The 13549-nt window shown below is 67.2% G+C and carries 14 protein-coding genes and 1 pseudogene; 7 read left to right on the forward strand and 8 right to left on the reverse strand.

Annotated features, from left to right (window positions below):
• Positions 1–70: 70 nt before the first annotated feature.
• Positions 71–565 (forward strand): annotated as a pseudogene (locus A5652_RS10055) (stage II sporulation protein M); the annotation flags it as partial.
• A 42-nt stretch (positions 566–607) separates the two neighbouring features.
• Here the strand turns inward: A5652_RS10055 and A5652_RS10060 are convergent.
• From A5652_RS10060 to A5652_RS10080, 5 genes are read right to left on the reverse strand one after another with little or no spacing between them, the layout of a single operon-like run.
• A complete protein-coding gene (locus tag A5652_RS10060; protein ID WP_067350037.1) occupies positions 608–1930 on the reverse strand; it encodes a DUF58 domain-containing protein in 1323 nt (440 codons plus the stop codon).
• Positions 1930–2907: a MoxR family ATPase gene (locus tag A5652_RS10065; RefSeq protein WP_067350040.1), complete on the reverse strand. Its 978-nt coding sequence runs from the start codon at positions 2905–2907 to the stop codon at positions 1930–1932. The genes A5652_RS10060 and A5652_RS10065 overlap by 1 nt, the downstream gene beginning before the upstream one ends.
• Positions 2904–4043: a DUF4350 domain-containing protein gene (locus tag A5652_RS10070; protein WP_067350070.1), complete on the reverse strand. Its 1140-nt coding sequence runs from the start codon at positions 4041–4043 to the stop codon at positions 2904–2906. Before A5652_RS10070 ends, A5652_RS10065 begins: the two co-directional genes overlap by 4 nt.
• Entirely contained in the window at positions 4043–4696 is a 654-nt protein-coding gene (locus tag A5652_RS10075; RefSeq protein ID WP_067350043.1) for a DUF4129 domain-containing protein, read from the reverse strand. The genes A5652_RS10070 and A5652_RS10075 overlap by 1 nt, the downstream gene beginning before the upstream one ends.
• A gap of 23 nt (positions 4697–4719) precedes the next feature.
• Entirely contained in the window at positions 4720–6075 is a 1356-nt protein-coding gene (locus A5652_RS10080) for a hypothetical protein (RefSeq protein WP_197513885.1), read from the reverse strand.
• Between A5652_RS10080 and A5652_RS10085 the strand changes: the two genes are divergently transcribed.
• From A5652_RS10085 to A5652_RS26605, 6 genes are all read left to right on the forward strand, one after another.
• Positions 6074–6538 (forward strand): GatB/YqeY domain-containing protein, encoded by a 465-nt coding sequence (locus A5652_RS10085; protein WP_067350051.1) that lies wholly within the window; start codon positions 6074–6076, stop codon positions 6536–6538. The genes A5652_RS10080 and A5652_RS10085 overlap by 2 nt on opposite strands.
• A 138-nt stretch (positions 6539–6676) precedes the next feature.
• Positions 6677–7663: an LLM class F420-dependent oxidoreductase gene (locus A5652_RS10090; protein WP_067350056.1), complete on the forward strand. Its 987-nt coding sequence runs from the start codon at positions 6677–6679 to the stop codon at positions 7661–7663.
• Positions 7664–7851: 188 nt separating this feature from the next.
• The gene (locus A5652_RS10095; RefSeq protein ID WP_067350074.1) at positions 7852–8265 is read left to right on the forward strand and encodes a malate dehydrogenase; all 414 of its coding nucleotides are present in this window, start codon (positions 7852–7854) and stop codon (positions 8263–8265) included.
• A 38-nt stretch (positions 8266–8303) separates the two neighbouring features.
• Positions 8304–8858: a type 1 glutamine amidotransferase domain-containing protein gene (locus A5652_RS10100; protein WP_067350060.1), complete on the forward strand. Its 555-nt coding sequence runs from the start codon at positions 8304–8306 to the stop codon at positions 8856–8858.
• A gap of 104 nt (positions 8859–8962) precedes the next feature.
• A complete protein-coding gene (locus tag A5652_RS10105) occupies positions 8963–9652 on the forward strand; it encodes a HemK2/MTQ2 family protein methyltransferase (RefSeq protein WP_067350078.1) in 690 nt (229 codons plus the stop codon).
• Entirely contained in the window at positions 9649–9903 is a 255-nt protein-coding gene (locus tag A5652_RS26605; RefSeq protein WP_082983844.1) for a CDGSH iron-sulfur domain-containing protein, read from the forward strand. The genes A5652_RS10105 and A5652_RS26605 overlap by 4 nt, the downstream gene beginning before the upstream one ends.
• Here A5652_RS26605 and A5652_RS10110 read toward each other — a convergent pair.
• From A5652_RS10110 to A5652_RS10120, 3 genes are all read right to left on the reverse strand, one after another.
• Positions 9830–10852: an iron-containing redox enzyme family protein gene (locus A5652_RS10110; RefSeq protein ID WP_082983845.1), complete on the reverse strand. Its 1023-nt coding sequence runs from the start codon at positions 10850–10852 to the stop codon at positions 9830–9832. The genes A5652_RS26605 and A5652_RS10110 overlap by 74 nt on opposite strands.
• 86 nt (positions 10853–10938) lie before the next feature.
• On the reverse strand, positions 10939–13155 hold the full coding sequence (locus A5652_RS10115; RefSeq protein WP_067350066.1) for a SpoIIE family protein phosphatase: 2217 nt from the start codon (positions 13153–13155) through the stop codon (positions 10939–10941).
• On the reverse strand, positions 13152–13549 hold a 398-nt coding region (locus A5652_RS10120), incomplete at its 5' end, for a SpoIIE family protein phosphatase (RefSeq protein WP_067350085.1). The genes A5652_RS10120 and A5652_RS10115, both read right to left, overlap by 4 nt.

Raw genomic sequence — 13549 nt, forward strand, 5'->3', positions numbered from 1 at the left:
GCGAACGCCGCGGCGGGATGTTCGCTGTAATACGACTCGACGTCGTGGTTGATCAATTGCTCGATGTCCGTGGGTGTCCGCACAATGCATCGCAATGTCGGTGGTGCTGGGACTGCCGATCCCCCTGGTGCTGTTGGAGAATGCCGCCAACCTGGGCATCACTGCCGGCCTGATGTTTCCTGCCGGCAAGGGCGCCTTGCTGCTGGGTCTGCTTGCCCCGCACGGGCTGCTGGAACTCACGGCGGTATTCCTTTCGGGCGCAACGGGAATGCGGCTCGGATGGTCGGTGATCTCGCCTGGCGACCGGCCTCGCGGCCAGGTGCTCGCCGAACAGGGCCGCGCCGTCGTCTCCGTCGCCGTGGGACTGGTTGCGGTGCTTTTGGTCTCGGGTTTGATCGAAGCACTGGTGACGCCGTCCCCACTGCCGACATTTGTGCGGGTCGGCATCGGCGTCGTCGCCGAGCTGGCGTTCTTGTCCTACATCGTCTACTTCGGCCGCCGCGCCGTGAAGGCCGGCGAAAGCGGCGATATGGCAGAGTCGCCCGACTTCGTTCCGACTCGCTGAGGACCGTCGTCGGCGGCCTGAAGCCGCCCGGTGGACGGCCCTCTACAGCCGCCCGGTCGCCTTCATCGCCAGGTAGTGATCGGCGAGGGCGGGCGCCAGTTCGGCGGGCGGGGCGTCGACGACTTCCACCCCGCCGCGGCGCAGCCGGGCGGCGATCGCGCCGCGGTCATTGCGGGAGCGTTCGGCGGCCGCCGCGTCGTACACCGCCGCAGCATCCGCACGCCCCCCGGCCAGCTGGTCGACACGCGGGTCGGAGACCGCGGCCACCAGCAGGTGATGCTTGGCCGACAGCTGCGGCAACACAGGCAACAGGCCCTCTTCGAGGGCGGCCGCATTGAGGTCGGTCAGCAGCACCACCAGAGACCGACGGCGGGCGCGCGATGCAATGGTGGAAACCATTGCCCGCCAGTCTGATTCGACAAGCGTCGGTTGCAGGGGCGCCATAGCGTCGACCAGCTGGGCGAGCAGCTCGGTGCGAGAGGCGCCGAACACACCGGCGCGGCTCACCTGGTCGTGAGCCAGGAAGTCGACATGGTCCCCTGCGCGCGATGCCAGCGCCGCCAACAGCAGTGCGGCGTCCATCGACCAGTCCAGTCGCGGCCAGCCCGCGGGATCGGACGCGGTCGGATCGACGCCGACCCGCCCCGCAGCCGTGCGCCCCGTGTCGAGCACGATCACCACCCGCCGGTCGCGTTCGGGCCGCCAGGTGCGCACCACCACATCGGCGCGACGGGCGGTGGCGCGCCAGTCGATCGAGCGCACGTCGTCACCGACGACATATTCTCGCAGCGAGTCGAATTCGGTTCCCTGACCGCGTACCAGCGTGGGCAGTAGGCCGTCGATCTCCCGTAGCTTGGCGAGCCGCGACGGCAGGTGCTTGCGAGCCAGAAACGGGGGCAGCACCCGCAGCTGCCCCGGCACCGGCCGCGAACTCTGCCGCCCCGCCAGCCCCAGCGGACCGATGGATCGGGCGGTCACCACCGTCGCTCGCTGGTCGCCGCGGCGAACCGGTTGAAGCTGGGTCTGGACGTGCTCGTCGTGCCCGGCCGGGAGGTCGATTGGGTGGATGCGCGGTTGCGCCTGGGCGCTGGGCGGCCAGGCGTCGCGGATCTGGCCGCGGAACCGGCGCAGACCGTCGTTATGGATCAGCAGCCCGCACTCCACCTGCTGCCCGAGCCGGGCCGAGCGGTCCGGGGAACGCGCGTAGCGCAACTCGGCGGGGCTGGCCGCCAGTACCACGTCGACGGCCACCACGATCGCCAGCGCTATCAGCAGGAGCACGAAAGTCATTGCCGGCCAGCCAGACAGCGCAATAGGCAGGACGCAGATCAGTGCGACCAGCCCGGTGCGTCCGGTCAGGACCACTAGCGGGGCACCGGAACCGACGCCAGGATCCCCTCGAGCACACCGTCGGGTGTGGCCCCCTCGAGTTCGGCCTCGGGCCGCAACATCACCCGGTGCCGCAGCGTCGGGCGGGCCATCGCCTTCACGTCGTCGGGGGTGACGTAGTTGCGCCCGGACAACCAGGACCAGGAACGCGCCGTCGCCAGTAGGGCGGTCGCGCCACGGGGCGAGACGCCGAGTTGCAGAGCGGGGGAGGAGCGGGTGGCCCCGACGATGTCGACGATGTAACCCAGCACCTCGTCGGCAACCAGCACGTTTCGCACGGCGTCGCGACCGGCCGCCAGGTCGGCGGGCCCGGCAACCGGTTTGATCGCCGACAGATCGCGCGGGTCGAAGCCCTGCGCGTGCCGATGCAGGATGGCGATTTCGGCGTCCCGGGGCGGGAGCGTCACATTCAGTTTGAGCAGAAAGCGGTCCAGCTGGGCCTCGGGCAACTGGTAGGTGCCCTCGTATTCCACCGGGTTCTGGGTCGCGGCCACGATGAAGGGGTCGGGCAGCGGCTGCGGTTCTCCATCGACGCTGACCTGACGCTCTTCCATCGCCTCGAGCAGCGCGGCCTGGGTCTTGGGCGGGGTCCGGTTGATCTCGTCGGCCAGCAGCAGGTTGGTGAACACCGGACCGGGCCGGAACACGAACGCGGCGGTGCGCGCGTCGTACACCAGCGAACCCGTCACGTCGCCGGGCATCAGGTCAGGGGTGAACTGCACCCGCTTGAACTCCAGCTGCAGCGCTGCGGACAGCGACCGGACCAGTAGCGTCTTCGCCACTCCCGGAACACCTTCCAACAACACGTGGCCGCGGCACAGCAGCGCGATCACCAGGCCGCTGACCACGCCCTCCTGTCCGACGACAGCCTTGGCCAGCTCGCCGCGCAACGCCAGCAGCGCCTCGCGCGCCGATTCAGCGGTGGGGGATTGGGCGGTAGTGGGTTGTGTCACGGGCGTGCGACCTGCCTTTCGATGTCGTCGAGCGCACGGGCAAGTTGTAACAGGTCGTTGTCGGTCGTCGGGGGCGGACCGAACAGTTGGTAGGAGACGAACGCCGGATCGGATCCGATGCGCCCGGCCGCGGTGGTCACCACCGCCGACGGCGAAGCGCCCGCACCCAGGCCGAGCCGAGGCAGCAGCCGCGCCAGGGTGGCGGCGCGCAATGCGGCGGCCGCGCGATCACGTGCCCGTCGGGACCGATACAGCCGCCCCCGGCCCTCGACGGTCTCCGACGCGCGCACCACCACCGGTAACTCCTCGGCCACCAGCGGTCCGGGCCGGCGGGCCTTCCACACGGCGACCAGCAGCACCACCAGCGCCAGTTGTCCGACGAGCCAGAACACTTTGGGCGGAAGTAGCTGTAAAAGCGTTGACTTGGGCGAGGATTCACCCTCGACGGCGTGCGGTGCGTACCAGACGAGCCGGGGCCGGTCGCCCGCGAGGTTCATCGCCAGCGCGGCGTTGCCCGCTTGCAGCAGGCTACCGTTGGTCATGAAGTCGGTGTTGCCGACGGCTGTGATGGTGCGCCCGTCGCTGCGGAAGCGGATCAGCGCGCCGTCATAGCAGCGGGTCATCTCGCGACCGTCTTCAGACTCGTAGGTGTTGCTCACCCCGAACCGGACCGCCCCGGAGCGAACAGCCTCGCGCAGTGTGCAATTCGGGTCGAGGTCGAAAGCTTTGACGTGCGCGACCCGCACACCGGGCAGCAGCGCCTCGCGGGCCCGCGCCGTCGGTTCCACCAGCAGCAGGTCCGAATGGACGTTGTCCAGCCGATCTAGGAGCGCATCGGTGAGGTACTGGCTCTGGGCCACCAGGATCAGCGCGTCCGGGCGTGCCGCAGTTTCGACGTCGGCGATGTTATGGGCCACGACGACGTCGACTCCGGCGCCGCGCAGCAACTCCACCAGGGCGTGCGCACCGTCGGAGCTGGTCGACGCCGGGTCCATGCGGGGGCCGGGTCGCGGCGCGTTCAGATACGCGTCGACGCCGGCGATGACGGCGAGCACCAGCAGCGTGACGAGCACCCAGCGCCAGGCACGCCAGCGCCGCGGCGTGGCTTCGGGACCGGCGCCGGTGATCGTCGCCATCACCGCACCTGCGCCCACGACTCGGTCGCGGCGAGCTGGCCGGGCGCGAGCGGACCGCCCTGCCATCGGGTCAGCAGATGGTCGTCCAGGTCGGCGACCATCTGGTAGGCGGCCTGGGTTCCGGGCTGTTCGCCGTAGGTGACATCATTGAAAGCCATTGCCGCACCCCTCAATTCGCTGACCAGGTGCGGGAAGGCCGCACCTGCATCGCGAGCGAGCTCGTTGGCCGTCCGGCCGGGGGCGGGTGTGAGCACTCCGGTTTCTTCGAGCTGGCGGGCGACGGCGCGCAGCCGGTGACGAATCGCGGCAGCCCAATTGCCCTCGGCCGCGAAGTTTTCGGCGGTCGCGCGATGCTGAGCGGCCGTCAGTTGCGCGGCTTCGAACAGCGCGTGGTCACCGCCGCGGCGGGTGCGCATGGTGCGTCGCAGCATAGAGATGCCGACGATCACTGCGATGGCGAGCAGGGTGAAAAGCACTGTCGCGGTGAGCCATCCGCCCGGGACCGTGGAGATCTTCTGCAACAGGCGGTAAATCAGGTCGGAAACCCAGTTGATGAAATGTTCCCCGGGGGAACCCTTCGAATAGGTCGGTTTGTTGAGCTCGTCCTGCGCGGCGCGGTGTGCGGCATCGCGGTCGATGTCGATGGAAGGCATCCTCAGCTAGTCCTCGCCCGGCCTTATAGGGGCCGTGTCAGCCAGAGGTTGTCGGTGGATGCGGCCGCGTAGGGCCCCTGGGCGGCCCCGCTTTGCAGCACCAGGTCGAAAGCCTCGGCGCGCATCCGGCGGTCGGTGTACAGCAGAACGATGACGCCCGCGTTGAACGGTGCGGTGATGATCTCGCCGATCGCCGCCCCCACCGAGAGAATCGCCGTGCTGACCACGAACGCCGTGGCGGACGAGCTGATTTGGACGAACTGACCGGCGATGCTGAACGGCACCGCGACGGCGTTGGCGACGACGGATGTCACCAGTAACGCGAGCACCCGGATTCCCAGCACCCGCCAGAAGCCGTTGCGTACCAGCTTGAACGAGCGGGCGATCGCGTCCATGACCGGCAGTCGCTCCAGCACGATCAGCACCGGGGCGAACAGCACCACCGTGTACAGGTAAACCAGCAACGCGACGACGGCCAGCACCAGCGGGATGCCCAACACCACGGCGGCCGCGGCGCTGCCGATCGCCGCAAGCACGCCGATGATCACCGCGACCAACCCGGCGAGGGCCGCCACCGCGACGGCTTCCAGCAGGGCCAGGCCGAGCAGGGCCAGCAGGCGCCCGCGGATCTTGACCCAGGTTTCGCCGATGGTGATGGGTGACCCGAATACCGCCCGCCCGATGATGACGGTGAGCATCCCGGACAGCAGCATGCCGCCCAGCCAGCTGACCAGAAGGCCGCCGATCAATGACGCGGACCAGGCACCCAGGACCCCCGAGCTCAGTTCGCCGGGTCGGTCGCTGGGGAATCTGTCGGCCGCGGCCAGCGGTCCGAAGAACGCGACCTTGGTGATGATCTGCATGATCACCACGACGATGGCGGTCAGGCCGAGCGTCGCTTTCGGGTTCGCCCGGACGTAGCCGACCGCGCCGTTGAAGATGTCGCCCAAGGTCAGCGGCCGCAGCGGGATGATCCCTGGCTTGACGGCTCCGTAACCACCGAAGTGCGGCGGCGATCCGTAGCCCGGCGCAGGCCCGTACCCGGATGGCGGTCGGTAGCCCGGAGGTGGTCCGTAGCCCGCAGGCGGTCCGTAGCCGGACGGGGGCTGGTAGCCAGGCGGGGGCTGGAAGCCAGGCGGCGGACCGTATGCAGGTGGTGGGCCGTATGCCGGGGGCGGGCCATAAGCTGCCGGTGGACCGTATTCAGGTTGTGGGCCATATGCCGGCGGCGGACCAGCCGGATAACCAGGTGGCGGCGCGCTCACCGAACCCCGCGGCCTTTGCAGCCGGGCGCGTCGTACGTCATGGGCTCCATCCTGTCGGCGGCCGGGGCATTTCACAACGTTGACCCCCCACCCGGCGCGTAGCGTCTCACACATGGCGGAACTCAAATCGCGGATCCGAACGGACCTGACCGCGGCAATGAAATCCCAGGACAAGTTGCGAACGGCCACCCTGCGCATGCTGTTGGCTGCGATCCAGACCGAGGAAGTCTCCGGTAAGGAGGCCAAAGATCTGACTGACGAGGACGTCATCAAGGTGCTGGCCAGGGAGTCCCGCAAGCGGAGCGAAGCCGCGGAGATCTACACCCAGAACGGGCGCGGGGAGCTCGCCGCCAACGAGCACGCCGAGGGACGCATCATCGATGAATACCTGCCCACCCCGCTCACCGAGGCCGAGGTGGCCGATGTTGCCGACACCGCGATCGCGCAGGTCGCCGAGGAAATCGGCGAGCGGCCGGGGACGAAACAGATGGGCATGGTGATGAAGGCCGCGACCGCGATCGCCGCCGGCAAGGCTGACGGCGCCCGGCTCTCGGCCGCCGTCAAAGAGCGACTGTAGCCCGGGTCAGCCGCCCGGAACGGCCCGGCGCCCGGCTCGCCGAGCGAAACACGTTGCATCGCAACACCAGACGGTCCGCCGTGATCGTGTGGCACTACGCGCCGTTTGCGTTCGCAGTAGTCGGGTACCCCGTGACGCATGACTAATTTTGGCTACACTTTGATGACCGAGCAGAGTGGACCCAAAGACCTTGTCCAGTATGCGGTTTCGGCCGAAGAGCGGGGCTTCGACTTTCACGTGTGCAGCGACCACTTCTCGCCGTGGCTCACGTCTCAAGGACACGCTCCGAACGCCTGGGCGGTGCTGGGCGCGGTGGCGCAGGCCACCGAGCGGGTCGACCTATACACCTACGTGACATGCCCGACGATGCGGTATCACCCGGCGATCGTCGCCCAGCAGGCGGCCACCGTGCAGATCCTGTCCGACGGCCGGTTCACCCTGGGCCTGGGCAGCGGTGAAAACTTGAACGAACACGTCGTCGGCAAGGGCTGGCCGGCCGTGTCGCGCCGGCAAGACATGTTGCGTGAGGCCATCAAAATCATCCGGGAGCTGTTCGGCGGCCAATTGGTCGACTTCACCGGCGATTACTTCCAGGTCGATTCGGCGCGCTTGTGGGACGTGCCCGACGTTCCGGTGGGCATCGGGGTGGCGATCGGGGGGACCAGAGCGGTCGACAAATTCGCCAAGCTGGCCGACCACCTGATCGCAGTCGAACCCAAAAAGGACCTGGTCGACGCCTGGCACGGCGCCCGGCAAGCGGCCAATCTCGCCGGCGGTGGTCGGGTCGTCGGGCAGATACCGGTGTCTTGGGATCCCGACCGAGACGCCGCCGTCAAGCGTGCGCACGACCAGTTCCGCTGGTTTGCCGGCGGCTGGAAGGTCAACGCCGACCTGCCGACGCCGGCTGGCTTCGCCGGAGCGACTCAGTTCGTGCGACCCGAAGACGTCGCCGAGACGATCCCCTGCGGTCCTGACCTCGATGCCATCGTCGAGAGCGTCCGGCCCTACTGGGAAGCCGGCTTCACCGACATCGCGCTCGTGCAGATCGGCGGAGACACCCAGGAAAGGTTCCTCGCCGAAGCCGCTGAGCCATTGCTCGCGGCTCTGCGCGACGCAGCAAACTGATCGCAGGTTTGACCGCTTTTCGCCCGGGTATCCGGGTCGCAGTCGTGCGCAGCCAACCAACGCGCGTCGGGCGTCGGTAGAGCTGGGACGTGAACGGACGTCCCGGCGCGCGTTGGTTTCTGAGAAATTGCTGCCGAAACAGCCGGTTAGCAGGTATGCGCATTCCTGCCAAGCAGGGGGAGGAAACGATGAGCGATGGCAACGGTGGCACCACAACCACGCTGGTAAGGACGCTCAGCGGCGCCAGTTTCGGGCTGGGTGTGAGCGAACTGGTAGCCCCCGGCAAGGTCGCCGCAATGGCGGGCGTGGACGACACCAGACGATCGAGGCGGGTCATCCGCGCACTCGGAGTGCGCGAATGCGGCCACGGCGCGGCGCTGCTGGGCGGTCCCCCCAAGCTGGTGTGGACCCGGGTCGCCGGCGACGTCCTGGACATGGCGCTACTGATCGCGGGTGTCGTCGCCCGCGGGCCCGGGCGCCGGCGCCAGGGGGCCATCTCGACCGTTCTGCTTTCCGGAGTCGCCGGACTCGACCTATATACGGCGTTGCGAACCACCGGCAATGGGGCGCGACGTGGCACTTCGCAGTTACGGGCTCTTTGAGCCGATGGGAATCTGCTATCGCAGAAAGGGATACGACCATGTCAAATGAATTGCAGGGCAAGAAAATTGCGATACTCGCGGCCGACGGCGTGGAGAAGGTGGAGCTCGAACAGCCACGTGCGGCGCTGCAGGAAGCGGGTGCACAAGTGCAGTTGCTGTCGCTGAAGGACGGCGAAATCCAGGCGCGCAACCACGATCTCGAACCAGCCGGAACCTTTACCGTCGACCGATTGGTATCCGAGTCCTCGGTGGACGATTACGACGGCCTGGTGCTTCCGGGCGGCACGGTGAATCCGGACAAGCTACGCATGGACAGCTCCGCCGTATCCTTCGTCCGCGACTTCGTCGGGTCGGGCAAGCCGGTGGCGGCCATCTGTCATGGCCCGTGGACGCTGGCCGAAGCCGGTGTGGCAGTGGGCCGGACGCTGACGTCGTACCCCAGTATTCGCACCGATCTGCGCAACGCCGGCGCCCACGTCATCGACGAGGAGGTGGTCGTTGACGGCAATCTGATCACCAGCCGATCGCCATCGGATCTCCCGGCGTTCTGCGCGGCCATTCTCAAGCAGTTCACCCATGCGGCGGCGGGTTGACCCAAGACTTTCCGGGTCGTTCGTTTGAATGCGCCGGTTTGCGGGCATTATCCCGCCAAGCCGTGATCAGCGGCAAGTCTTATTGGGTTCTCGAAAGGCCAACAGTGACAATCACGTATCCCGAGCCCGCTGTGTCATCCGTTCCCAACGTCTATCAGCCGCAAGAAGACTCTCGATTGCTGGTGGACGTGATGCATGACACCGGCCTGATCCCGGGACGGCGGGTCCTCGATCTGTGCACCGGCAGTGGTTTCGTCGCGATCGCCGCTGCCGCCATGGGATGCGCCGGCGCGACGGCCTTCGACATTTGCCCGCAGGCGGTGCGCTGCGCAAGGGAAAACGCGGCGGCTGCCGGTGTGGAGGTGGACGTCCGCGAAGGATCGTGGATCGCGGCAGTTGATTGCGCGCCGTTCGATGTCGTCGTGTCGAATCCGCCCTACGTTCCCACGCCGCCCGGTGCCGAAATGGAAGAGATCTGCCCGGCTGCCGGACCGTCGTGGGCGTGGAACGCCGGGGTGGACGGCCGGATGATCCTCGACCCGCTATGCGAGTCGGCGCCAAAACTCTTGCGCGACGGTGGATCCCTGCTGCTGGTGCATTCGGCGCTCGCCGGTGTCCAGCAGTCGCTGGATTCGCTCAAGTGGGCCGGGATGGACGCGAAAGTGTTCGCCTCCAAATGGATACCGTTCGGGCCGGTGATGTCGTCTCGGGCTAAGTGGCTTGAGGAGGTCGGCCTGATACCTCGCGGACGTCGGGAAGAGGAACTGATCGTGATCCGCGCGGAAAAGCGATGACCGCGACTCGGGTGCAGGTGGTGCCCAACGGGCCCGTGCTGGTGTCGGGTCCGGTGCGGATCGAGATGCCCAATGGCGAGGTCGTCGAGTCCGATCGGTTCATGGTGGCGATCTGCACCTGCCGCCGCAGCGACCGCTACCCGCTCTGCGACACCAGTCACCGCCGGTGCCGGCGCCTCAAGACGTCGGCACGCTCATCGGGTCCAGCGGCCGCCGCAACGACGTCTGATTCTGCTCCCACGACGCCATAATTCGTTGCGCCAAGCGGTCTTCGACCGCGGCGTGGGCACGGATGCCGAAGATGACATCGTGTTCGAGTCGCGGATCCTGGGCCACGAGATCGCCCACGACATCGTTGCGCACGACATGTTCGTGCACCGCATCCGCCTCGACATGCTCGCTGTAGAACTCGATGCACGCCGCCGGTGCCCGCAGCCGCCGCAGGGCCTTCACCATGCGTTGCGATCCCGGCGGTGAGGTGATCTCTGTCGAGGCGAAGTGCCCGATCGCGGCGCCCCGCAACGAGCGGTGCAGACCGAACATCGACATGAGGTTGACCACCGCCAAGGCTTCGGCCGGCACCGCGTCGACGTAACCCCAATACGTCGCATCCAGACCGGCCGCCGCGAGTAGATCGGCGAACAGCTGCTGATGCAGTCGCGAGCCCCGTCCTGCGCCGTATTCATCGAATTCGATTGCCACAAATGCCGCTTTGGCCACACCCGTCAGGCGCGGAATGGCGAAGGCGTGCGGATCGCCCTCTTTGAGGTGGTACAGGGAGCGGTGCACGAAGTACTCGCACATCTGCTGCCAAGTTCCGGTGTCGCGTAGGTAATACGACGGACCGGTGCCCTCGGCCGGCTCGACGGTGAGCGCCTCCATCTCGGCCGCCGCGGTCTGATCCGGATCGATGTGTCCGACGTCGCGGCGCACCCCGGCTAAAAACACCCGTTCCAATTCGGCGCGTAAAGCCAGCAGCGTGGGATTCCACTCCCATGCGGGGTCGACACCGACAAGCCCGCGGTAGTGCAGCTCGTAGCACATGGACAGCGCCAGTTGCAGATCCAGACCGTACGGATCGGAATCTCGCACAGAGGACCCGACACGCGCCAGGTGGTCGACCGATGGTGGACCCGCCAGCGCGCAACGTACGGCTGTCGACAGCGGCCCGTGCGCCGCGGGCAGGACGGGTTCGGTCATGGTCGATGCGTGGGTCACGCCGATGTCTACCCGCTGTACCGGCCGGGCAAACGGCCGGGCGGCAGCTTCCACCGTTTCGATCCGCCTCAGACCGCCGCCGCCGGCAGGCGGAACGTGATGTCGGCGGTGGTGCCGGTGGCGGTGGTGTCGAGCTCCATCGAGTCGCTGAGCACCCGCATCAGCGGCAAGCCGCGTCCGCCGTTGCCCGGGATGGGGGCCGGCGTCTTCCACGATCCGTAATCGGTGATCCGGGTGCGCACTTCGCCGTCCGCAAGGCTGACCTCGAGCAGCATCGCCCCGGCGGCGAATCCACGGTAAGCGTGTTCGACACAATTGGTGCACGCCTCGTTGACGACGAGCACGATGTCGGCGGCCTGGTCTTCCATTACGCCACGAGCGTGCAGCCAGTCTGCCAGCCGGTGCCGGATGAGCACCAATTGGTCTGCGGTGGCGTCACTTTCGATGCGCAGCGGTGTCTGCTGGTGCCGGTAGATGACCATCGCAACGTCGTCGTCATACCCCGCGGCCGGCGCCAGCGCGCGAAGCACCTCGTCGGCGACCGTGTCCAGCGGCGACGTCATGGTTTGGGCCAGAACATCTGCCGCACGGGCGATTCCGTCGTCAATCGACTCATGCTTGCGTTCGACGAGCCCGTCGGTGAACAGCAGCAGTGTCGAGCCGGGCGGCAGCACGTGGGTGGCTTGCGGGCGCGGTTCATTTCGGCGGACCGCGAGCGGCACCGATGCGGCCTCGGTCAAAAGCGTCGTCCTACCGGGCTCCGGGCCGACCAGCACGGCCGGCATGTGGCCTGCGTTGCTGTACTGCAGCGCCCCGGTTTCGGTGTCCAGAATCGCCAGGAAGACCGTGGTGCAGTACGCGTTCGGGATGAGCGATGCCGCCGAGTCGAGTTGGTCGAGCAGCACCGCGGGTTCGGCGCGGTTGATCAGCAGCGCCCGCGCGGAGCTCCGTAGCTGGCCCATGATCGCGGCCGCCGGCAGGCCGCGGCCCACGCAGTCTCCGACAACGATGCCGATGTGGTGCTCACCGATCGGCAGCACGTCATACCAGTCGCCGCCAATCTCCAAGGGCGGCACCGCGGGTTCGTACCGAACGGTGAACCCGGGCGGCGGCTGAACCGGCGGCAGCATGGCACGCTGCAAGGTCAGCGATGTCTCACGCGCGCTCTCGAACTGACGCACGTGCTGCATGGCCAGACTCAGGTGCCCGATCAGCACGGTGACCAGCAGCCGATCCTCCCCGCTGACCCAGCGAGGGGTGCGTAGCTCGAGCCACAACGCCAGGTCCCCGGTACCGGAGAGCACCGCCACGATTCCCTGGGCCTTGCCGGGATTGTCCGGAGCCTCAATCGTTTTCGCCGTCAGCGGCAGTTGGTGACGCGCATCTTGGAAGGTATGACGAAGCCACGGATCCAGCTTGCGCCACGACGAGACGGCGGGCTCACCGGCCGCCTGCACCGTCGGGTCGCCATCGCCGCTGGGCCACGAGACCGCGATCACCCGTTGCACATCGATTGCTGTGCTGCACTCGTCAAGGGTGATCGACAGCAGCTCGTCCACACTCTTGGCCACCGCCACGGCGGTGGCCAATCGCAGCACCGCAGTCTCCCGGGCCGCGAAGGCACGCTCGGCGGTGACGTCCCGGATCGTTCCGACATAGACGTCCCGATCGCTGCCGGCTTCCTTGACCGCGTTGATGCTCACCTTGACCCACGCCAGGTGGCCGTCGGCATGGCGAATGGGCGTCTCGTAGTCGGCCCTGCCCTGGGTCATGACCCGCGTCGTCTGTTCCGCCGCCGTCGTCGTGTCGACCAGCCAGGGGTGCGGCCACTTGTACGGTAAGCCCTCGTTGGGATACCCGAGGATCTCGATGAAGGCATTGTTCATCTCCACCACGGAGCCCTCGTGATCGGCGACGAAGAAGCCTTCCTGTAGCGAATTGACCAGCGCGGTACGGAATTTGTCGCGGTCGGCCAGGTCTTCGGCGCGCGCCCGTTGCTCGGCATAGCGTCTGTTGCCGTCGATGAAGCCGCGCGTTGCGACGTCGAGTGGAACCAGCAGCTGCAAGAGGAACTCCAGTGCGATCGGCGCATCCATGCGCACGTCCTGCGAGATTTCGAAGACCAGCCGGACATGCTGTTCGACGAGATCGAGAAGGCTTATTTGTTCCTGCAAAGCCCTGCGCCCGAGCTCATTGCCGACCGACAGGGTGGCCTCGTCTCGTGAGCTGAGGTAGGCACGCAGCGCGGCCTCGTACTGATCGTGAAAGTCGTTGTCGCCGCTCAAGTCGTCGCTCCCCTATGACGTGCCGCCAACACCATCGCATCGTCGGTCTCCTTTGCGTCCTTGCCGAGGAGTCCTTCAGCTATCGCGACAGCGGCGGCCGAGAAGTCGATGTGGTCCAGGTAATCTTCGGCGATGCCGTCGGTGCTCATCAGGAGCAGATCGCCGGGGCGGATGGAAACCACCTGTGCCGGTATGGTTTCCGGTATGCGGTAGCCGACTATACCTCCGCTGAGCCGTGCACTGGACCGCACCTGGATCCCGGTCGGTGCCTTGACAATCAGTTCGGCGGTGACATTACCGATGCCGGTCCAGGTGACGGTGTTGGCGGCAAAATCCACCCGCGCCAACGTCATTGCGACTCCCCGGGTATCGACCAACACACGGTGACAGAGCT

This window comes from Mycobacterium sp. 1165178.9, assembly GCF_001673555.1.
In the GTDB taxonomy this organism is placed as follows: domain Bacteria; phylum Actinomycetota; class Actinomycetes; order Mycobacteriales; family Mycobacteriaceae; genus Mycobacterium.